We start from the raw sequence: 21,650 nt of genomic DNA, 5'->3' as shown, positions 1-21,650 counted from the left end.
ACATTGAACGTCAGCTCGTAGCGTTGAGCTGATTATTTCAGCGGCTAGTATAGCGTAAAGAGATGTAAACCTGCCAGAGGTCACATTTTGGTGTACTCATGGGAAACCCGCGGGGAGCAGACAAAACAATCATTTGTTTTCAATACGTTGTGGTTATAAAATGCGCAGATCGTTACCAAAAGGAGTTGGTATGAGTTTTAGCTTACCGGGATTTAACGTGTTTTACCTGTCCAGGGATAACCTTGAACCAGAGAAGTATGAGTTGATTACTCGCCCTTCTGTCACATGGGATTACATCAGACAGTAGTATGAATTCGATGACAGGTACCGTGATCATTATCATGTCGAAGGGCTCAGGCCACGACCATCCTGTTCACGCAGCTACGCTTATCAGAACAATCATGCTAATGGATTCAACACAGAAAGGCGGCTGAGATACCTTGTCTTCAGAGGTGAAGTTGTGATGTTAAACCGTTACGGTTCCCCTGGAGAACTTTTCTATATTGATGAAGAAGGCCAGCTTATCTGCAGGAATTTCCATGTGTTTGAAATGAACGGGGCTGAACGGATCCTGAGAGAGTACAGGAATTCTGTAGGGTGCAGATACTACCGTTCAGGAAAGCCCCGCCCAACTTCGTTTGCTTTATCTTTCTCAGGTGGCATATCAGCCCCCGCTTCTGAGCCGACATACCAGGCAATTAACAGCAAGGCTGCAGGACGTCTACTGGCGGCTGGCGGTGTCTACAATGGTAACGTTGAAGGTTTCAGGAAAACAGCTGAGCAGTTAGGTGGAGATGCTGTTAAGGGATATGAACAAGTATTGAATGAACAGACAGCAGGTACAGCTATTGCGGCGGCTTCAATTCTGTTAGCGAAACGACCTAATAGTGAGTCTTTTGGAGAAGTGTATAACTACTTAGGTAAAGTAAGGGGAGAGACAAAACTATTAAACAATATAGAAGTGAAAGAAATAAATTACATAAAACGTGATCCTTCTGAAACTATGTTGCTGAGGAAAGAATTTAATAATACAGTGAGGAAGAAATTTCTTAATCAATTATCCAATTCTTCAGATGCAGCTAACGTCTTCGAACCTTCAGATTTGTTCAAAATGAGTAAGGGTACAGTACCAGATGGCTGGGAAGTTCATCATAAACTACCATTGGATGATGGTGGCACAAATGCCTTTGATAACTTATCATTGATTGAAAAAGAACCGTTTCATAAGGTGTTAACAAATATGCAGAGAACATCGACAAGAGGTATGCTACCGGGAGACAGCAAAGTAACTCCATGGGTTATGCCTACTGGCTCGATTTATCCGCTTAAATAATTTGATGGGTATGAAAATGAAATCAAATGTAACAGATCTACTAATAGAATTAAGAAAGATGATGACTGATTTAGAATACCCAGTACAGCAACCTATTAACACATCATTTCTTGATAGTCTAACAAAAGGACATAGAAATACTGCATCACCAATACTGGATCAAATCGGGAATGAAACTTGTCTTCTTTTAGTGAATCAGCCTGATTATACTACATTCATCAAAACCATGGATGGATTTGAGTATAATGGGCTGACAATGTTTAGTTTATCAATTCCAGAACCAATAGTTAAAAATTTGTTCATTATGAATGAATTTTATCGCAATAATGATTATTTAGATCCCGAATTACAAGAACGATTAGTTATTGGGGAGGATGGAATGTCATTGTTTACTTATGATACAAAAATGAATTTATTTGAAATTCGCGACAATGCCTCTACAGAGTCGATATATGGTTCCTTTGATAATTTCAATGACTTTTTAAGTGAAATACTTGACTCTGTAAAATAAAAATTATTTCAATGAATCTAAATCCACTTATAGGTCTAACATTACAGCTAGTAAGAGGCCGGGCAGGCGGGGATCCGGCCCGGCGAGACGCTCTATTTTGCGGCTGATAACCCGACGTTGTTCACCGCACGACGGGCAGCATCGCCTCCCCACACCTGATCGTACTCATAGCCTGTGAGCTGTTTTATCACCACACGGGTATTGGCATCACAGTCGCGGTAATCACCGCCCAGCTTACGGCGGGCAATCTCCTTGAGAAGCAGTTTATGCGTCTCGCGGGTGAGCTTGAACTTATAGGTAGTGAAGAAGCTCACCGCCAGCAGGGCTGCCGTCGCGAAGATCATCAGGCCTATAATCGCCCCCAGCGCGCTTTCAGGCTGTGCGCCGCCGCCCTTCACAAAGCCGGACTCCTGCAGGACCAGGCCAATAATCATGATGGCGATCGCCACGGTGCTTTTGCGGGTCAGGACCATCACTCCGGCAAAAATCCCTTCGCGGCGCTGCTGCGTCACCATCTCGTCAATATCCGGAATGAAGCTGTAGATGTTCCACGGTATGTAATAGAGGCCAGAGCGCGCGGCACCGAGCAGGATAAAGACCGCCGAGAACAGCAGTGTGGGCACCTGGGTTTTGGTCAGGTAGACCGTAAACAGGAACGCCAGGACCAGGAAAATACAGCTGTAGGAGAGACGCAGGGCGCCAGACGGCGTCATGTTCAGCCGGTTCAGGAGCAGCATAAATCCATACGTGCCAGGTACCGAGGCGAAAGCCGCAACGCTCAGCCAGCCCGACACGGCTGCCGCGTCCTGGCTCAGGCAATACACGACATAATACGTAAACACCGAACCGAATACGTCCATCGCCGTAAACGAAAAGATATAAATAATAATATGCAGGCGAAACGCACGAATACGGAAAGAGGAAAAGAGATCCAGCACCAGATATTTCAGGTGATTAACGATTCCGCTGCTGCGCTGATTATCCACTTTAAACGTGGACTCCTGTTGCACATCTTTCGCTTCCCAGGTGGTGTACCAGGTAATAAATACCGCAATACAGAAGACGCAGGAGAATATCAGCCCGGTGAGCGTATAGGTAAACGGATTATCTTTACCCGTGAACTGCATAATGACGCCGGGTACGGAAACCGCAAGAAAGCCGCCGAGCTGGGAGCAGATCATGCGCACGCCGGAGAGACGGCTACGCTCTTCATACCGGTTAGTCATTTCTGCGGCCAGGGTTTCCCAGGGCACCAGCACCATCGCTGACAATAGCTCAATAGAGAGGTAAGTGCCCAGGTAATACCAGTAACCCATGTCTGTCAGCCACAGCAGGGCATACAGAAACATCAGCGGCGAACTAAGTAATAAAAAGAAGCGGCGACGACCAAATTTACGCCCGAGCCAGGTATCACCGAAATTATCAGTAATATAACCCATAATCGGACTTAATAACGCATCAATGACGCGGGCAATAGCAAAGATCGAACCCGCTTCGACGACAGAGAGCCCGCAATAGGTGGTGTAAAAAAATAAAAGCCAGGTGCCGATAATGGCGAAAGCGCCTCCGCCAAACAGATCGGTTATACCGTAGCCGAGCGCCACGCCATAACCCACTCTACGTTCAGTTGGTTTGACCATAATAATATCCAGTGTAGGGTAATGATTAACCCGTTCTGCCGGGTCGTTTTTTATTTACTGCTGGAATACAAATTACGTTCTATTTAGTGATTTCTATCCATTGCCGTAATTGAGATGAACGATAAATAGCCTCCACAAGGGTGAGTGATTTCCCGGCTTCACCGACATCGGTGTAATCCGTGTAACCGGGGTGAGTGATAGCCTGATAAAAACGACGGATCGCCTGCTGGTGGCCCAGCCCCCAGTAGCTTTTGACCGAACCGTCCGGGGAGTCGTCGCAGGTGAGCCTGACGCGCTCGCCCGGCGTCACGCGCCAGAGCGTGTTGTCGTTCAGCAGCAGCGAGCCCTGCTCGCAGTGGATCTCCATCAGAAGCGGGGAATCGGTGGTATTGCAGTTGCTGGCGTAAAACAGGCCGCGCGCGCCGTTGCCAAAGTGCAGCGTGGCCATCGCGCTGTCTTCGCCTTCCGTCACGTCCGCCAGCTCACCGCTATCCACCACGCCTTTCACATGCGTCACGCCGCCGGCGAACCACTGCATCAGGTCGAGGGTATGAATGGCCTGGTTGATCAGCAGGCTGCCCCCTTCCGTAGCCAGTCGCCCACGCCACGGACTCCGGGTGTAGTACGCACCCGAGCGCGACCACGTCAGCACCGCTTTGATGCTGAGCATTTTTCCCAGCTCGCCTTCGTCCAGCGCCTGACGAATGCGCAGGCTGGTGGGGTTGAGCCGGTTCTGATAACACACGCCGAGCAGACCCGACGCCTGGTCAGCGGCGCGGGAGATATCCACCAGTTCGCTGCTGTTCATGCCCACCGGTTTTTCGCAAAAAACATGCTTTCCGGCGGCGAGGGCCGCCAGAACCATGCTTTTATGCTCAAAGTGCGGCGTGCAGATATGGACCACGTCGATGGCATCATCCAGCAGCATTTCCCGGTAATCCTGGTAGAAGCGGCACTGATAGCCCAATGCCAGCTTCAGACCTTTGACGCTGTCGATATCTGCCAGCGCACGCAGCGCAACGTTGGGGAGCTGGCGCAGCGCATTCACGTGGCAACCGTGAATCGCTCCGGCGCCTATCACCGCCGTGTTCAGGAGCTTCATTGTCGCCTCCTGTTAGTTCGTGGCGTTGGCCAGCATCTGTGCCTTCACGCAGAGCTCCGCCGCCTTAAAGGCGTGAGCCTGGGTCATGGCATGTTCAGTACGATGCAAACAGTCGAGGATCAGTTCGCCAAAGAACGGGAAACCGACCTGGCCGGCGACCGGATAACGGAACTCTCCCTCTTTATTGACGAGATACACCACGTCCTGTTCGCCACGAGTAAGATCGACATACTTGCGGATCTCGATATAGCCTTCGGTGCCGAGCAGCGTCAGGCGGCCATCGCCCCAGGTCGAGAGCCCGTCAGGAGTAAACCAGTCGCAGCGGAAATAGCCGCTGGCGCCGTTTTCCCCTTTCAGCATGGCATCGCCAAAATCTTCGAAGGCGGGATACTGCGGGTGTTTCACGTTGCGCACCTGGCTTGCCACCACAGAAGCGTCGCTGTTGCCGGTGTAAAACAGGAACTGCTCAATCTGGTGGCTGCCGATATCGCACAGAATGCCGCCGAAATAGCGCCGATCGTAGAACCAGTCCGGGCGGCCGGTCCCTTCCCGGTGCGGGCCCGTCCCCAGCGTTTGTACGACGCGGCCAATGGCCCCTTGCTGCACCAGCTGTCCGGCAAAGACCGCGCTCTCAACGTGCAGGCGCTCGCTGTAGTACACGGCGTATTTCCGGCCCGTTTTTTCCACCATGGCTTTGGCATCCGCCAGTTGTTCGAGGGTAGTAAGAGGCGCTTTATCGGTGAAGTAGTCTTTGCCTGCGGCCATCGCTTTTAGCCCCAGCGCGCAGCGCTCCGCGGGAATGGCGGCGCCAGCCACCAGACGCACCTCGTCGTCGGCGAGTATGACATCCAGGGAGTCTGCAACCCTGGCCTGCGGATACTGCTGAATGAATTTGTCTACTTTTGCCGGATCGGGGTCGTAGACCCATTTCAGCGTGGCGCCCGCTTCAATCAGGCCGTTGCTCATGCCGTAGATATGACCGTGGTCGAGCGCGGCAGCGGCAAAGACAAACTCTCCTTCCCTGACAACGGGCTGAGGTTTACCCACCGGCGCGTAGTTCATGCCGTCATTTTTGTTCATGGTGTTACTCCTTCATCCAGATCTTTGCCCAGGGGAATCGCCCCGACTTCGCTGAAGTTGGCGACGCTTGCGGATTTTTCATAAAAACGGGGGGCGAGGGCGTTGGTCCCACCGGTACGGTAAAACGGGTCATCGCATTGAATCGGCAGCGAAACCACGGAGCGGGTGATGGCGGATTTATAGGTCGCGGTTATCAACTCCAGCGAGCGTTTGCCCTGCAGGCCATCCACTAACGGCGCCGCGCCGTGCTCAATGGCATAAAGCAGGTCGTTAATCTGCCCGGTGTGTAACGTCCATTCGAGCTTCGGTGTCTCGTGAAAAACGGCGTTAAGCTGCGCTTCCCGCTCCAGGTCCCGATCCTCCTGGGGGAAGCCGTTATCAGCGCTGACGCTGGCAAAGGCCTGCCACGGTGCGGAGATGCGCGCCTTTTCACCCTGGATAATGATTTTTTGATCTTCCCCGTGGTGCACGACCGAGGCGGTTAGCTGGGTGAGTGCGCCGCTGGGGTATTTAAAAATTGCGGCGCTGAGATCTTCGACTTCAGCGTTGTCGTGCGCCACGTTGGTCATCATAGCCACCACCTCGGACGGAAAGCCCAGCATCCACTGAATGGCGTCGATGTGGTGCACCGCGTGGTTAAGGGTGCAGCCGCCACCCTCTTTTTCCCAGGTGCCGCGCCACCACAGGTCGTAGTAGCAGTGTCCGCGCCACCAGAACGAGTCCACCTGGGCATGGCACACCTTGCCCGCAAGGCCCGAATCCAGCGCCGCTTTTAAACGCCAGAAGGCATCGGTAAAGCGATTTTGAGCGATGATGGCGAGCAATTTCCCGCTGGCCTGTTGTGCGGCGATCATGGCGTCGCACTCCTCCAGCGAGGCGGCCATCGGTTTTTCGCACAGCACATGGCAACCCGCATTGAGGGCATTAATGCTTATCTCTGCATGAACGTAGGGCGGCGTGCAGACATCGACGATATCGATATCTGGCTCTGCCGCCAGCATCTGCTGGTGGCTTTCATACACGCGTGCGTCCGTCAGGTTGTAGCGTGCTTTTTTCTCGTGGGCTTTTTCCGGGTAAATATCGACCAGCGCGACGATCCGGCAGCGTTGGCCAAACTGCAAATAACCCTGAATATGGTTATGCGAGATATTTCCTGTTCCCACGATAGCGACATTTAACATCGTTTCTTCTCCTGAGTTACCAGGTGCCGGAGGCATCCAGCGTGACGCTGGCGGTCTCTTTAGCCACTGAGGTGCTGATACGCTGTTGAAGCAAGCGCAGATACTGTTTCTCGTTGAGCGGGAGGTCGACCCAGTCGTCGGTCCAGGTGGAGAGGTGCATGGCGTTGGAGAGCGTTAACCCGTGGATCCCTTCCAGCCCCGGGGCAATGAGTGGCTCGCCGCGCAGGATAGCGCCGCAGAAATTGGCGGTAATGACGTGGTGTTCGCTGCATTCCGGGCCGACGGGAAGCGTGACCTCCCAGCATTCCGGTTCACCAAAGCCGTTTTGCCAGCGGGCGTTGAAGGCGGTTTCGGATTCCCGCAGCCGCCAGTAGCGCAGTTTCCCTTCTTCGACGACCACCTTGCCGCGATCGCCGACGATCTCCAGCCGGTTGGTCCCCGGTGTTTCTGCCACGGTCGTGATAAACACGCCCGTCGCACCGTTGGCATACTCAGCGTAGGCGGTGACTTCGTCTTCCACTTCAATGTCGCGGTGCTTACCAAACTGGCAAAACGCGCGCAGACGGATCGGCATACCAACCAGCCACTGCCAGAGATCGAGCTGATGCGGGTCCTGATTGAGCAGTACGCCGCCGCCTTCCCCTTTCCAGGTAGCGCGCCAGCCGCCGGAGTTGTAGTAGCTCTGCGAGCGATACCAGTTGGTAATGATCCAGTTGGAGCGGCGGATCTCACCCAGCTCACCGCTGTCGATCAGATCTTTCACCTTCTGATAGAGCGGGTTCGGGCGCTGGTTGTACATGATGCCGAACACCACATCACACTCCCGGGCGCAGGCGTTCATCTCCTGAACCTGGGCGGTATACACGCCCGCCGGTTTTTCACACAGGGTGTGGATGCCGTGGCGCATCGCCAGCATCGACAGACGCGGATGCTCGTAGTGCGGCGTCGCGACAATCACCGCGTCGATAAGCCCGCTCTGGAGCATCTCCTGCGCGTCGCTGAAGAGGGGGAGGGAGCCGACCAGCTGGCGAATGGCCGGATGCTTTTCCGGTGCATTATCACAAACCGCCGCCAGGCAGGCGTCACTGACCGTACCCGCCAGTAAATAACGCGCGTGGACCGTACCGATATTACCTATTCCGATAATGCCAAAACGTACCTTCTCCATGTCACACCTTAATTTCAGTTGAAATGAGGGATGACCGGAAAATAGGAAAGGGGAGCCGCAGCGACAATGTGTTTTTGTGAGAATACTCGCAAGCTGTTTAAGTAATCTCCAGGCTCTCTGAAATTTGGTTTTAAAATCAAAGCGCTGTTTCTGCAAATATTTGCAAAAACTGATTGAGAGCGAGGTCACACTATGCCGGGCAGGTTAAAAATGGAGGAGATTGCGACCCTGACGGGGTATTCCGTCAGCACGGTTTCGCGGGTATTAAGCGGCAAGTCTTATGCCAGCGATAAAGCCCGTGACGCGATCGTTCGCACCGCGCGCGAATTAGGTGTTCTGGAGGCAATGGCATGCGGACGGCTGTTAATTAACGGTATCGCTGTTTTTGCTCCGGAAAGAACCTTTCAGGGACGTGGAGACATTTTTTATCTGGAAGTGACCAAAGGCATTGCAGAAGCGTGCGCCCCGCATAACGTGTGGGTCAGTTGCTGTGGCTTAGAAGAGCAGCACGCCGACGTGAAATTATTTATGGAAAAGGCCAGCCATAAGAATATCAACGCGATAATTATTATTGGGACTGATGATTCCACCATCTTTAAACTGGCGAGCACGCTGAATAAGCCCTGCGTATTGATTAACTCCGTTGATCGGGATCGGGTGCTGGACGCCGTGTCACCCGATCACCGGGCGATTGGTTTCACCGCCATGCAGTACCTTTTTGAGCAGGGGCACCGCCGTGTGCTCACGCTCACCTGCCTGCGGCGTGAGACGCTGTATGCGCGTCTGGACGGCATTAAAGAGGCGTACCGCCATTTTCACGTGGCCTTTGATCCCCAGCGTGATTTGCTGGTAACAGAGTGGTTTACGGCAGAGGAGGCCGAGCGGGCGCTGGATGCATGGCTGTTAAGTCATGACAGATCGCAGTGGCCAGAGGTGATTTTCCCGAACAGTACCAGCATGACGGAGGGGGTGATCAGGGCGCTAACGCGCCACGGGCTGCGCATTCCGGAAGACATTTCGCTCATTACGACCGATTTTGCATGGAATTTAGCGCACCGTCTGGAAAAGCCGATCACGGGCGTCACGGTGCCCTGCCGTGAACTGGGGATAGAGGCCGTACACCTGCTGCAAACGCGGCTCAACCGACCACAGGCGCCGGTCTATAACCTGCTGTTGCAGGGCAAAGTCATGGATTACGGCTCAGTCAGTAATGCCACGCGCCACGCGGCTCGCGTGGCGCTGGATCAGTAATCAGGCAAGCTGCGGCGGCAGGCACACGCCGATGCCCCCGATACCGCAGTAGCCGTACGGATTTTTGTGCAGATACTGCTGGTGGTCGTCCTCGGCATAGTAGAACGGCTTCGCGGTGGTGATTTCCGTTGTCACCTCGCGCGTATCACCTGCGTCGCGCATGGCCTGCTGGAAACGGTCCTTACTGGCAAGTGCGGCGGCTTCCTGCTCCGGCGTGAGCGGATAAATCGCCGAACGATACTGGGTGCCATGGTCATTACCCTGACGCATACCCTGCGCCGGGTCGTGGTTTTCCCAGAACACCTGCAGCAGCTGTTCATAGCTGATGACGGACGGGTCGTATACCACGCGTACGGCTTCAGCATGACCGGTCTCGCCGGAGCAAACTTCGCGGTAGGTGGGGTTTGGCGTATATCCGCCGGTGTAGCCCGCCGCGGTGCTGTAGACGCCAGGCAACTGCCAGTAGAGGCGTTCCACGCCCCAGAAGCAGCCCATGGCAAACAGGGCGATTTCCATACCTTCAGGTACGTTGGTCATGGAATGGCCATTCACGGCATGTAAGGTTGCGACTGGCATAGGGGTGTTGCGTCCCGGTAATGCATCTGCTTGTGAAACCAGATGCTTTTTGTCGAATAAACTCACGATGGGGCCTCCCGGGGTGCGATGTTTCGGTTAAGGTTGTCACGAAGCGTTTAATTGAACACAATAAATGCGCTGAATGAGTCTAGATTTAATCATAAGAAATATTTGGGTGTTACACCCTTTTTCAACCCGAGAATTGGGTTTTTTGGCTAACAGGCCGTCTTTTGCCGCGGAGCGGCACTTCATTTGCTTCCAGGGTGGAAACAGGGATATTCAGGAGAGAACGTGACAAAAATCCGCCAGTTATGTTTGGTCAGTGTGTTGCTGACAAGCGGGGTTGCCAGCGCGGCGAATGTCCGTTTGCAGGTTGAGGGGTTATCCGGGGCGCTGGAAAAAAACGTGCGCGCACAGCTGTCGACGATTGAAAGTGACGAAGTGACGCCAGACCGGCGTTTTCGCGCGCGCGTGGATGATGCTATCCGCGAGGGGCTAAAAGCGCTGGGATATTACGAACCTACCATCGATTTCGATCTCCGCCCGCCGCCAAAGAAGGGGCGGCAGGTGCTTATTGCCCGCGTTTCACCGGGGGAGCCGGTGTTGATTGGTGGCACCAATGTGGTGTTACGCGGCGGCGCGCGTACCGATCGCGATTACCTGGATCTGCTCAGCACGCGACCTAAAATCGGTACCGTACTGAATCACGGTGATTACGACAGTTTCAAAAAATCGCTAACCAGCGTCTCCTTACGTAAGGGCTACTTCGACAGCCAGTTCAATAAAAGCCAGCTGGGCATTGCGCTGGACCGACGCCAGGCCTTCTGGGATATCGACTACGACAGCGGCGAACGCTACCGCTTTGGCGATGTGACGTTCGAAGGCTCGCAAATTCGTGAAGAGTATCTGCAAAACCTCGTGCCGTTCAAAAAGGGTGACTACTACCAGTCACGCGATTTGGCCGAGCTGAACCGCCGCCTGTCGGCAACCGGGTGGTTTAATTCGGTGGTTGTCGCACCAGAGTTTGAAAAATCACGCAAAACCAAGGTATTACCACTGCACGGTGTGGTTTCACCCCGCACCGAAAACACCATTGAGACCGGGGCTGGCTATTCGACGGACGTGGGGCCGCGCGTGAGGGCGACCTGGAAAAAGCCGTGGATGAACTCGTACGGCCATAGCCTGACCACCAGCGCCAGTATCTCTTCGCCGGAACAGCAGCTCGACTTCAGCTACAAAATACCGCTGCTGAAAAACCCGCTTGAGCAGTACTACCTGGTTCAGGGGGGCTTTAAGCGTACCGATCTGAACGATACCGAGTCTGATTCCACCACGCTTGCTGTATCCCGCTTCTGGGATCTCTCCAGCGGCTGGCAGCGCGCCATTAACCTGCGCTGGAGTCTTGACCACTTTACCCAGGCCAACGTCACCAACACCACCATGCTGCTCTATCCTGGGGTGATGATCAGCCGTACCCGCTCACGCGGCGGCCTGATGCCGACCTGGGGGGATTCCCAGCGTTACTCTATCGATTACTCCAACACCATGTGGGGTTCCGATGTGGATTTCTCGGTGATTCAGGCGCAAAACGTCTGGATCCGTACGCTGTATGACAAACACCGCTTTGTGATGCGCGGCAACCTCGGCTGGATTGAAACCGGCGACTTCGACAAAGTCCCGCCTGACCTGCGCTTCTTCGCCGGGGGCGACCGCAGTATCCGCGGCTATAAATACAAATCCATCGCGCCTAAAGATGATGACGGTAAGCTGATCGGGGCCTCCAAGCTGGCGACCGGCTCGCTGGAGTACCAGTACAACGTCAGCGGAAAATGGTGGGGCGCGATGTTTGTGGACGGCGGCGAAGCGGTAAGCGATATCCGCCGCAGCGATTTCAAAACCGGCGCGGGCGTAGGCGTGCGCTGGCAGTCACCCGTCGGGCCCATCAAGCTCGACTTCGCCGTGCCGGTGGGTGACAAAGAAGAACACGGTTTACAGTTTTACATCGGTCTGGGGCCTGAATTATGAGTTTATGGAAGAAGATAAGCCTCGGAGTACTGATTTTTATCGTGCTGCTGCTCGGTACGGTGGCGTTTCTGGTGGGAACGACAACCGGCCTGCATCTGCTGTTTAACGCGGCGAACCGCTGGGTACCCGGGCTGGAAATCGGCCAGGTCACGGGCGGCTGGCGCGATCTACGTCTGAAGAATATTCGCTACGAGCAGCCTGGCGTTGCGGTCAACGCGGGCGAGTTTCACCTTGCCGTCAGGCTGGGTTGCCTGCGGGACAGTAAGCTCTGCGTCAACGATCTGTCGCTAAAAGATGTGAACGTGGCGATTGATTCGAAGAAAATGCCGAAATCAGCGCCGGTTGAAGAAGAGGACAGCGGCCCGCTGAATCTCTCTACACCGTACCCCATCGCCTTTTATCGGGTGGCGCTGGACAACGTGAATATCAAAATCGACGACACCACCGTGTCGGTGATGGATTTCACCTCCGGCCTGCGCTGGCAGGAGAAAAACCTCACCCTGACGCCAACCTCCTTGCAGGGATTGCTGATCGCGCTGCCGAAGGTAGCGGACGTAGCGCAGGAAGAGATTGTCGAGCCGAAGATCCAGAACCCACAGCCGGAAGAGAAACCGCTGGGTGAAACGCTGAAAGATCTGTTCTCAAAGCCCGTCCTGCCGGAGATGACGGATGTGCATCTGCCGCTGAACCTGAATATCGAAGCGTTCAAGGGCGAGCAGCTGCGTCTGACCGGTGACACCGATCTCACGGTCTATAACATGTTGCTGAAGGTCAGCAGTATCGACGGCAACATGAAGCTCGACGCGCTGGATATCGACACCAACCAGGGCTCTGTCAATGCCTCGGGTCATGCCCTGCTGCGTGACAACTGGCCGGTGGATATTACCCTGAACAGCGCGCTCAACATCGACCCGCTGAAAGGCGAAAAGGTGAAGGTGAAAGTGGGCGGCGCGCTACGCGACAAGCTGGATGTCGGGGTGAATCTCTCCGGCCCGGTGGACATGGTCCTGCGGGCGCAAACCCAACTGGCGGAAGCCGGATTGCCGCTTAATCTTGAGGTGGTCAGCAAGCAGCTGTACTGGCCGTTCACCGGCGAAAAACAGTTCCAGGCCGATGACCTGAAGCTGAAGCTGAGCGGCAAGATGACCGATTACACCCTGTCGTTCCGCACCGCCGTGAAGGGGCAAGGTGTGCCGCCAGCCACGATCACGCTGGATGCAAAAGGCAATGAACAGCAGGTTAATCTCGACAAACTGACCGTAGCGGCGCTGGAAGGCAAAACCGAGCTGACCGCGCTGCTCGACTGGCAGCAGGCGATCAGCTGGCGCGGTGAGCTGAAGCTCTCGGGGATTAACACGGCGAAAGAGGTGCCGGACTGGCCGTCAAAACTGGATGGTCTCATCAAAACCCGTGGCAGCCTGTACGGCGGCACGTGGCAGATGGATGTCCCGGAAATTAAGCTCACCGGTAACGTGAAGCAGAACAAGGTTAACGTTGAAGGTTCGCTCAAAGGCAACAGCTACCTGCAGTGGATGATCCCGGGTCTGCACGTGGCGCTGGGGCGCAACACGGCGGATATCAAAGGCGAGCTGGGCGTGAAAGAGCTCAACCTGGACGCCACTATCGACGCACCAAATCTGGATAACGCCCTGCCGGGCCTTGGCGGTACGGCGAAGGGGCTGCTTAAGGTGCGCGGCACGGTGGATGCACCGCAGTTGCTGGCGGATATCACGGCCAGTAACCTGCGCTGGCAGGAGCTGTCCATCGCCCGCGTTCGCGTTGACGGGGATGTGAAATCCACCGACCAGATCGGCGGCAATCTGAACCTGCGCGTGGAGCGCATTTCTCAGCCGGACGTGAACATTAATCTGGTGACCCTGGATGCCAAAGGCAACGAGAAGCAGCACGACCTCCAACTGCGCGTGCAGGGCGAGCCGGTTTCCGGGCAGCTTCACCTGACGGGGAGCTTCGACCTCAAAGCGGAGCGCTGGAAAGGGACGCTCGACAACACCCGTTTCAATACCCCGGTTGGGCCACTGGTGCTGTCACGCGCTATTGCCCTGGACTACCGCAATGCCGAACAAAAAATCAGCATCGGGCCGCACTGCTGGACTAACCCGAATGCGGAACTGTGTGTGCCGCAAACCATTGACGCCGGGGCAGAAGGGCGTGCGCAGATCACCCTCAATCGTTTTGATCTGGCGATGTTAAAACCGTTCATGCCGGATACCACCCAGGCGAGCGGCGTCTTTAGCGGGAAGGCCGATGTGGCCTGGGATACCACCAAAGAGGGGCTGCCACAGGGCAGCGTAACGCTCTCTGGGCGCAACGTGAAGGTGACCCAGGAGGTCAACAACGCGCCGCTGCCGGTGGCGTTTGATACCCTGAACCTGAGCGCCGATCTGCACAACAACCGGGCCGAGCTGGGATGGCTTATCCGCCTGACCAACAACGGTCAGTTTGACGGTAAGGTGCAGATTAACGACCCACAAGGGCGACGTAATCTGGGCGGGAACGTCACTATCCGCAACTTCAACCTGGCGATGGTTAACCCGATTTTCTCGCGCGGTGAAAAAGCGGCGGGGATGCTCAACGCGAACCTGCGGCTGGCGGGGGACGCGCAAAGCCCGCAGCTGTTCGGGCAGATGCAACTCAACGGCGTGGATATCGACGGTAACTTTATGCCGTTCGATATGCAGCCAAGCCAGATTACGATGAACTTCAACGGGATGAGCTCAACGCTGAACGGTTCGGTGCTGACCCAGCAGGGGCAAATCAACCTCAGCGGTGACGCCGACTGGAGCCAGCTTGATAACTGGCGCGCCCGTATCGCCGCGAAAGGCAGCAAGGTGAGGATCACCGTGCCGCCAATGGTACGCCTGGACGTGTCGCCGGATATCGTCTTTGAAGCGACACCAAGCCTCTTTACCCTCGACGGCAACGTTGACGTGCCGTGGGCGCGCATCGTGGTCCACGAGGTGCCGGAAAGCGCGGTAGGTGTCTCCAGTGATGAGGTGATGCTCGACAACAACCTCAAGCCGGTTGATCAGAAGAGCGCGGGCATCCCGATCAACAGCAATCTTACCGTGCACGTGGGGAACAACGTGCGTCTGAACGCGTTTGGGCTGAAGGCACGTCTGACGGGCGACCTGAAAGTGGCGCAGGATAAACAGGGGCTTGGCCTGAACGGGCAGATCAATATTCCTGAGGGGCGCTTCCATGCCTATGGTCAGGATCTGATTGTGCGTAAAGGTGAACTGCTGTTCTCCGGTCCACCGGATCAGCCGCTGCTCAATATTGAAGCGATTCGTAACCCGGAAGCGACAGAAAACGACGTGATTGCGGGCGTGCGCGTCACCGGTTCGGCCGACGAGCCGAAGGCGGAGATCTTCTCCGACCCGGCCATGTCACAGCAGGAAGCGCTCTCTTATCTGCTGCGTGGCCAGGGCCTGGATAGCGGCCAAAGCGACAGTGCGGCAATGACCTCGATGTTAGTGGGTCTGGGGGTTGCACAAAGTGGTCAGGTTGTGGGTAAAATCGGTGAGACGTTTGGCGTAAGTAATCTGGCGCTGGACACCCAGGGCGTGGGTGACTCCTCGCAGGTAGTGGTCAGCGGTTATGTACTGCCGGGTCTGCAGGTAAAATATGGCGTGGGGATCTTTGACTCGCTGGCAACTCTCACGTTACGCTATCGCCTGATGCCTAAGCTATATCTGGAAGCAGTGTCCGGCGTAGACCAGGCACTTGATCTGCTCTATCAGTTTGAGTTTTAGCAATGCGAATATTTGTCTACGGCAGTTTACGAACCAAGCAAGGCAACAGTCACTGGATGACCAATGCCCTGCTGCTGGGGAATTACAATATCGAAAACTACCAGTTGTACAGCCTGGGCCACTATCCAGGCGCGGTTCCCGGCGAAGGAACAGTACACGGTGAAGTTTATCGTATTGATAACGCGACACTTGCCGAACTTGATGCCTTGCGCACCAGGGGCGGTGAATACGCGCGCCAGTTGATCCAGACGCCGTACGGAAGTGCGTGGATGTACGTCTACCAGCGTCCGGTCGAAGGGTTAACGCGGATTGTAAGCGGTAACTGGTTAGACAGAGACCAGTACTGAAAAGACAACGCCACCGTGAGGTGGCGTTGTTTTTTGTGCCTCTTGCCGGGTAAGCGTAGCGCTGCCGGGCAAAACTCTCCAGCCACAAAAAAGCCCCGACCAGCGGGGCTTTATCGATGTGCAGTGAGAATTACTTCTTAGCAGCGCGTTCGAAAGAGGCGATGATTTCTGCTTTCGCCGCTTCTGCGTTGTCCCAGCCGTCAACTTTAACCCACTTGCCTTTTTCGAGGTCTTTGTAGTGCTCGAAGAAGTGAGTGATCTGCGCTTTCAGCAGTTCTGGCAGGTCGTTCACATCTTTGATGTGATCGTACTCTTTGCTCAGCTTGGTGTGCGGTACCGCAACCAGTTTCGCATCTTCGCCGGATTCGTCGGTCATTTTCAGCACGCCAACCGGGCGGCAGCGAATGACAGCGCCTGGCTGCAGTGGGTATGGCGTTGGAACCAGCACGTCAACCGGGTCACCGTCCAGAGACAGGGTGTGGTTGATGTAACCGTAGTTGCATGGGTAGAACATCGCGGTAGACATGAAACGGTCTACAAACAGCGCACCGCTCTCTTTGTCCACTTCGTATTTGATAGGATCTGCGTTAGCCGGGATTTCGATAACAACGTAGATGTCTTCTGGCAGTTCTTTACCCGCAGGGACGTTGAGTAAGCTCATGTCTGTGTCCTTTAAAATGGATGGTAAACAAGTGGCAGGTATTATAGCCAACTGGCGCTGAATGTCTCCGCCTGTTTTCGTCTTCTCACCGCGTTCGTCTCACTTTTCAGACCGATTCCATGACAGAAAAATCCATAAACTCAGCCGCATTTTTCATGGAGAAATGAAAGCGATTACAAACTTGTGATTAACGTTTTATTCACTTTTCTGAAGTGTGATGTAACGCAATTCGTTACATATTTCATTGGCTATAGTCATTTCGCAGAACATCTTTTAACCAACAATAACTCACCCTACGAGGACGTTCATATGTGGAAGCGCTTACTTCTTGTCACAGCAGTTTCGGCAGCCATGTCGTCTATGGCGATGGCCGCACCTTTAACCGTAGGATTTTCGCAGGTCGGCTCTGAATCAGGCTGGCGTGCGGCAGAAACCAACGTTGCGAAAAGCGAGGCCCAGAAACGCGGCATCACGCTGAAGATCGCCGATGGTCAGCAAAAACAGGAAAACCAGATTAAAGCCGTGCGTTCGTTTATCGCGCAGGGTGTGGATGCCATCTTTATTGCGCCCGTTGTGGCGACCGGCTGGGAGCCTGTCCTGAAGGAAGCGAAAGATGCTGAGATCCCGGTCTTCCTGCTCGATCGTTCCATTGATGTAAAAGACAAATCTCTCTATATGACCACCGTGACCGCCAACAACGTTCTTGAAGGGCAATTAATTGGTGACTGGCTGGTGAAACAGGTGGATGGCAAGCCGTGTAACGTCGTTGAACTGCAGGGGACGGTCGGCGCGAGCGTGGCCATCGACCGTAAGAAGGGGTTTGCTGAGGCCATCGCCAAAGCGCCAAACATTAAAATTATCCGTTCTCAGTCCGGCGACTTTACCCGCAGTAAAGGTAAAGAGGTCATGGAGAGCTTTATCAAGGCTGAAAACAACGGCAAGAACATCTGCATGGTTTACGCCCACAACGATGACATGGTGATCGGGGCGATTCAGGCGATTAAAGAAGCGGGCCTGAAACCGGGCAAAGATATCCTCACCGGCTCTATCGACGGCGTGCCAGACATCTACAAAGCGATGATCGACGGCGAAGCCAACGCCAGCGTGGAGCTCACGCCAAACATGGCCGGTCCGGCATTCGATGCGCTGGAGAAATTCAAGAAGGACGGCACGATGCCTGAGAAGGTGACGGTCACCAAATCCACCCTCTACCTGCCGGATACCGCCAAAGAAGAGTTAGAGAAGAAGAAAAATATGGGCTACTAAGCCTCTCGCCCCTCACCCCAGCCCTCTCCCGGAAGGGAGAGGGAGAAAGGCAGGGCGGAGCTGGAAATTAACAATTGGCACGATCAATCCCCTCTCCCCTCCGGGGAGAGGGTCAGGGTGAGGGGGAACCATGACCACTGAACAACACCAGGAAATCCTCCGCACAGAGGGCTTGAGTAAATTCTTTCCCGGCGTAAAAGCGCTGGATAACGTTGATTTTAGCCTGCGACGCGGCGAGATCATGGCGTTGCTGGGCGAGAACGGTGCGGGGAAATCGACGCTGATTAAAGCCCTGACCGGGGTTTATCACGCCGATCGCGGCACCATCTGGCTGGAAGGTAATGCCATATCACCCAAGAATACCGCCCATGCGCAACAGCTGGGGATCGGGACGGTGTACCAGGAAGTGAACCTGCTGCCGAATATGTCGGTGGCGGATAACCTGTTTATTGGCCGGGAGCCACGACGCTTTGGTCTGCTTCGCCGCAAGGAGATGGAAGCGCGGGCGACAAAACTGATGGCGTCTTACGGCTTCTCTCTCGACGTACGCGAGCCGCTGAACCGTTTTTCCGTCGCCATGCAGCAGATTGTCGCGATTTGTCGCGCGATCGACCTCTCGGCAAAAGTGCTGATCCTTGATGAGCCCACCGCCAGCCTCGATACCCAGGAAGTGGAGATGCTCTTTACCCTGATGCGTCAGCTGCGCAATCAGGGCGTGAGCCTGATCTTCGTCACTCACTTCCTCGATCAGGTGTATGAGGTGAGCGATCGCATTACGGTGCTGCGCAATGGCAGCTTTGTCGGTTGCCGCGAAACGCGCGAGCTACCGCAGATTGAACTGGTCAAAATGATGCTCGGCCGCGAGCTGGATACCAATGCACTCCAGCGCGCCGGGCGTACGCTGCTGAGTGAGAAACCGGTCGCCGCGTTCAGCGATTTCGGTAAGAAAGGGGTCATCTCACCGTTTAACCTGGAGGTGCGCCCCGGTGAAATTGTCGGTCTGGCGGGGCTGTTAGGCTCGGGTCGTACCGAAACCGCCGAGGTGATCTTCGGGATCAAGCCAGCAGACAGCGGCACCGCGCTGATCAAAGGTAAACCGCAAGCCCTGCGCTCGCCGCATCAGGCTTCCTGCCTGGGGGTGGGCTTCTGCCCGGAAGACAGAAAAACGGATGGCATTATTGCCGCCGCCTCGGTGCGGGAAAATATCATTCTGGCCCTGCAGGCACAGCGTGGCTGGCTGCGGCCGATCCCACGGAAAGAGCAAAACGCCATTGCCGAGCGCTTTATTCGCCAGCTCGGTATCCGTACCCCGAGTGCGGAACAGCCAATAGAGTTTCTCTCCGGCGGCAACCAGCAGAAGGTGCTGCTTTCCCGCTGGCTGCTGACCAAACCTCAGTTCCTGATCCTCGATGAACCGACCCGTGGCATTGACGTGGGGGCGCACGCCGAAATTATCCGCCTTATCGAAACCCTGTGCGCGGACGGGCTGGCGCTGCTGGTCATCTCGTCTGAACTGGAGGAGCTGGTGGGCTATGCCGATCGCGTCATCATCATGCGCGATCGCAAGCAGGTGGCAGAGATCCCGCTGGATAAACTGTCCGTTCCGGCAATCATGAATGCCATCGCGGCGTAAGGAGTGAATCGTGATGTCTCGTTCGCTTTCGCAAACTGGCGAAACAAAGCGCCGCTTCAGCTGGCCAACCGGCACGCCGCAAATCGCCGCGCTGCTGGTGGTGTTGCTGGTCGATAGCCTGGTCGCACCGCATTTCTTCCAGATAATCGTGCAGGATGGCCGTCTGTTCGGCAGTCCGATAGACATTCTAAACCGTGCTGCGCCCGTGGCGCTGCTGGCCATTGGCATGACGCTGGTGATCGCCACCGGCGGGATCGACCTTTCCGTTGGCGCGGTGATGGCGATTGCCGGGGCGACGGCGGCCTCGATGACCGTCGCCGGGCACAGCCTGCCGGTGGTATTGCTGGCGGCGTTAGGCACCGGCGTGCTGGCCGGGCTGTGGAACGGCATTCTGGTGGCGGTGCTTAAAATCCAGCCGTTTGTTGCCACGCTGATTTTGATGGTGGCCGGGCGCGGTGTGGCGCAGCTTATCACCTCGGGGCAGATTGTTACTTTTAACTCGCCGAACCTGGCGTGGCTCGGGAGCGGTAAGCTGCTCTTCTTCCCCACGCCGGTCATCATTGCGCTGGTGACGTTGGTGGTGTTCTGGCTCTTCACCCGCAAAACGGCGCTCGGCATGTTCATTGAAGCGGTGGGGATTAATATTCGCGGCGCGCGCAACGCAGGCGTCAACACCCGGCTGATGGTGATGTTGACCTACGTGCTGAGCGGCGTGTGCGCCGCCATTGCCGGGGTGATCGTCGCGGCAGATATTCGTGGGGCCGATGCCAACAACGCCGGGCTGTGGCTGGAGCTGGATGCGATCCTGGCGGTGGTGATTGGCGGCGGGTCGCTGATGGGCGGGCGTTTTAACCTGCTGCTCTCGGTGATTGGCGCGCTGATCATTCAGGGGATGAACACCGGGATCCTGCTTTCCGGGTTCCAGCCGGAGCTCAACCAGGTGGTGAAAGCGGTGGTCGTGCTCTGCGTGCTGATCGTTCAGTCACCGCGCTTTGTCAGCATCATTAAGGGGATCCGTGGCCATGATAAAACGTAATTTACCGTTAATGATCACGCTGGGCGTGTTTGTGCTGGGTTATCTCTACTGCCTGACCCAGTTCCCGGGGTTCGCCTCGACGCGTGTGATTTGCAACATTCTGACGGATAACGCCTTTTTAGGCATCATCGCGGTCGGTATGACCTTTGTGATCCTCTCCGGAGGGATTGATCTCTCTGTCGGGTCGGTGATCGCCTTTACCGGCGTGTTCCTCGCCAAAGCGATCGGTTTCTGGGGCATCTCGCCGCTGGTGGCCTTCCCGCTGGTGCTGGTGATGGGCTGTGCGTTTGGCGCCTTTATGGGGCTTCTGATTGACGCGCTCAAGATCCCGGCCTTTATCATTACCCTTGCCGGGATGTTCTTCCTGCGCGGCGTGAGCTACCTGGTATCAGAGGAGTCGATCCCGATCAACCATCCGGTGTACGACACGCTCTCCAGCCTGGCGTGGAAAATCCCCGGCGGTGGCCGCCTGAGCGCGATGGGGCTGCTGATGCTGGGCGTGGTGGTGATTGGGATCTTCCTTGCCCATCGCACCCGGTTTGGTAATCAGGTTTATGCCATTGGCGGCAACGCGACCTCGGCCAACCTGATGGGGATCTCCACCCGCAGCACCACCATTCGCATCTATATGCTCTCCACCGGGCTGGCGACGCTGGCGGGGATTGTCTTCTCCATTTACACCCAGGCGGGTTACGCGCTGGCCGGGGTTGGCGTTGAACTGGATGCGATTGCCTCTGTGGTGATTGGCGGCACGCTGCTCAGCGGCGGGGTGGGGACGGTGCTGGGAACACTGTTTGGCGTGGCAATCCAGGGGCTGATCCAGACCTATATCAACTTTGACGGCACGCTCAGCTCGTGGTGGACGAAAATCGCCATCGGCATTTTACTGTTTATTTTTATTGCCCTGCAGCGCGGTCTGACGGTGCTCTGGGAGAACCGCCAGAGCTCGCCTGTTACCCGCGTGAACACATCAGTAACAGAGCGATAACATACTGAATTTGCTTAAAGTCTAAACATTTTCCGGTAGCGGCCGATACTCTTTTTTTATGCCCAGAAATATCTCGCTA

Annotated in this window: 16 protein-coding genes and 1 pseudogene; 10 read left to right on the top strand and 7 right to left on the bottom strand. The window is 55.5% G+C overall.

The window, feature by feature from the left end; translation table 11 throughout:
- Window positions 1-688: 688 nt before the first annotated feature.
- A pseudogene (locus ACTJJI_RS11695) lies at window positions 689-1,333 on the top strand (HNH endonuclease signature motif containing protein); the annotation flags it as partial.
- Between the two features lie 16 nt (window positions 1,334-1,349).
- The gene (locus ACTJJI_RS11690) at window positions 1,350-1,844 is read left to right on the top strand and encodes a YrhA family protein (protein ID WP_394327179.1); all 495 of its coding nucleotides are present in this window, start codon (window positions 1,350-1,352) and stop codon (window positions 1,842-1,844) included.
- A 92-nt stretch (window positions 1,845-1,936) separates the two neighbouring features.
- Here the strand turns inward: ACTJJI_RS11690 and ACTJJI_RS11685 are convergent, their stop codons facing one another.
- The 5 genes from ACTJJI_RS11685 to ACTJJI_RS11665 form a co-directional block, all read right to left on the bottom strand.
- Window positions 1,937-3,484 (bottom strand): MFS transporter, encoded by a 1,548-nt coding sequence (locus tag ACTJJI_RS11685; RefSeq protein WP_014830423.1) that lies wholly within the window; start codon window positions 3,482-3,484, stop codon window positions 1,937-1,939.
- Between the two features lie 79 nt (window positions 3,485-3,563).
- Complete coding sequence (locus ACTJJI_RS11680; RefSeq protein WP_440654144.1) at window positions 3,564-4,586, bottom strand: Gfo/Idh/MocA family protein; 1,023 nt, start codon at window positions 4,584-4,586, stop codon at window positions 3,564-3,566.
- A 12-nt stretch (window positions 4,587-4,598) separates the two neighbouring features.
- Window positions 4,599-5,666: a Gfo/Idh/MocA family protein gene (locus ACTJJI_RS11675; RefSeq protein WP_014830425.1), complete on the bottom strand. Its 1,068-nt coding sequence runs from the start codon at window positions 5,664-5,666 to the stop codon at window positions 4,599-4,601.
- On the bottom strand, window positions 5,663-6,847 hold the full coding sequence (locus tag ACTJJI_RS11670) for a Gfo/Idh/MocA family protein (protein WP_440654142.1): 1,185 nt from the start codon (window positions 6,845-6,847) through the stop codon (window positions 5,663-5,665). The genes ACTJJI_RS11675 and ACTJJI_RS11670 overlap by 4 nt, the downstream gene beginning before the upstream one ends.
- A gap of 16 nt (window positions 6,848-6,863) precedes the next feature.
- Window positions 6,864-8,015 carry a Gfo/Idh/MocA family protein gene (locus ACTJJI_RS11665; protein ID WP_050859671.1) on the bottom strand — a complete coding sequence of 384 codons (1,152 nt, stop codon included), beginning with the start codon at window positions 8,013-8,015 and terminating at the stop codon, window positions 6,864-6,866.
- A gap of 192 nt (window positions 8,016-8,207) precedes the next feature.
- Here ACTJJI_RS11665 and ACTJJI_RS11660 point away from each other — a divergent pair, with 192 nt between their 5' ends.
- Entirely contained in the window at window positions 8,208-9,266 is a 1,059-nt protein-coding gene (locus ACTJJI_RS11660; protein ID WP_050859672.1) for a LacI family DNA-binding transcriptional regulator, read from the top strand.
- Here ACTJJI_RS11660 and msrA read toward each other — a convergent pair whose 3' ends face one another.
- Window positions 9,267-9,908 carry a peptide-methionine (S)-S-oxide reductase MsrA gene (msrA, locus tag ACTJJI_RS11655; RefSeq protein WP_046887599.1) on the bottom strand — a complete coding sequence of 214 codons (642 nt, stop codon included), beginning with the start codon at window positions 9,906-9,908 and terminating at the stop codon, window positions 9,267-9,269. It lies immediately after the preceding gene.
- 225 nt (window positions 9,909-10,133) lie between these two features.
- Between msrA and tamA the strand changes: the two genes are divergently transcribed.
- Genes tamA through ACTJJI_RS11640 form a run of 3 tightly spaced genes read left to right on the top strand, consistent with a single transcriptional unit; the run spans window position 10,134 to window position 15,987 of the window.
- A complete protein-coding gene (tamA, locus tag ACTJJI_RS11650; RefSeq protein WP_046887600.1) occupies window positions 10,134-11,867 on the top strand; it encodes an autotransporter assembly complex protein TamA in 1,734 nt (577 codons plus the stop codon).
- Entirely contained in the window at window positions 11,864-15,640 is a 3,777-nt protein-coding gene (tamB, locus tag ACTJJI_RS11645) for an autotransporter assembly complex protein TamB (protein WP_440654138.1), read from the top strand. The genes tamA and tamB overlap by 4 nt, the downstream gene beginning before the upstream one ends.
- A gap of 2 nt (window positions 15,641-15,642) precedes the next feature.
- Entirely contained in the window at window positions 15,643-15,987 is a 345-nt protein-coding gene (locus ACTJJI_RS11640; protein WP_028027890.1) for a gamma-glutamylcyclotransferase family protein, read from the top strand.
- 130 nt (window positions 15,988-16,117) lie between these two features.
- On the opposite strand, the gene ppa is transcribed toward ACTJJI_RS11640, so the two are convergent.
- Window positions 16,118-16,648 (bottom strand): inorganic diphosphatase, encoded by a 531-nt coding sequence (ppa, locus tag ACTJJI_RS11635; RefSeq protein WP_008501423.1) that lies wholly within the window; start codon window positions 16,646-16,648, stop codon window positions 16,118-16,120.
- 309 nt (window positions 16,649-16,957) lie between these two features.
- Here ppa and ytfQ point away from each other — a divergent pair, with 309 nt between their 5' ends.
- The 4 genes from ytfQ (at window position 16,958) to yjfF (ending at window position 21,571) form a co-directional block, all read left to right on the top strand.
- Entirely contained in the window at window positions 16,958-17,914 is a 957-nt protein-coding gene (gene ytfQ / locus ACTJJI_RS11630) for a galactofuranose ABC transporter substrate-binding protein YtfQ (RefSeq protein ID WP_014882271.1), read from the top strand.
- 130 nt (window positions 17,915-18,044) lie between these two features.
- Window positions 18,045-19,547 carry a galactofuranose ABC transporter, ATP-binding protein YtfR gene (gene ytfR, locus ACTJJI_RS11625; RefSeq protein ID WP_014830434.1) on the top strand — a complete coding sequence of 501 codons (1,503 nt, stop codon included), beginning with the start codon at window positions 18,045-18,047 and terminating at the stop codon, window positions 19,545-19,547.
- Between the two features lie 10 nt (window positions 19,548-19,557).
- Window positions 19,558-20,583 (top strand): galactofuranose ABC transporter, ATP-binding protein YtfT, encoded by a 1,026-nt coding sequence (gene ytfT / locus ACTJJI_RS11620; protein ID WP_440654134.1) that lies wholly within the window; start codon window positions 19,558-19,560, stop codon window positions 20,581-20,583.
- Window positions 20,570-21,571: a galactofuranose ABC transporter, permease protein YjfF gene (gene yjfF / locus ACTJJI_RS11615; RefSeq protein ID WP_014830436.1), complete on the top strand. Its 1,002-nt coding sequence runs from the start codon at window positions 20,570-20,572 to the stop codon at window positions 21,569-21,571. The genes ytfT and yjfF overlap by 14 nt, the downstream gene beginning before the upstream one ends.
- Window positions 21,572-21,650 lie beyond the last annotated feature (79 nt).

Source organism: Enterobacter sp. 22466 (assembly GCF_052044775.1).
Taxonomy (GTDB): domain Bacteria; phylum Pseudomonadota; class Gammaproteobacteria; order Enterobacterales; family Enterobacteriaceae; genus Enterobacter; species Enterobacter dissolvens.
This window is presented reverse-complemented; position numbering and strand designations above follow the sequence as displayed.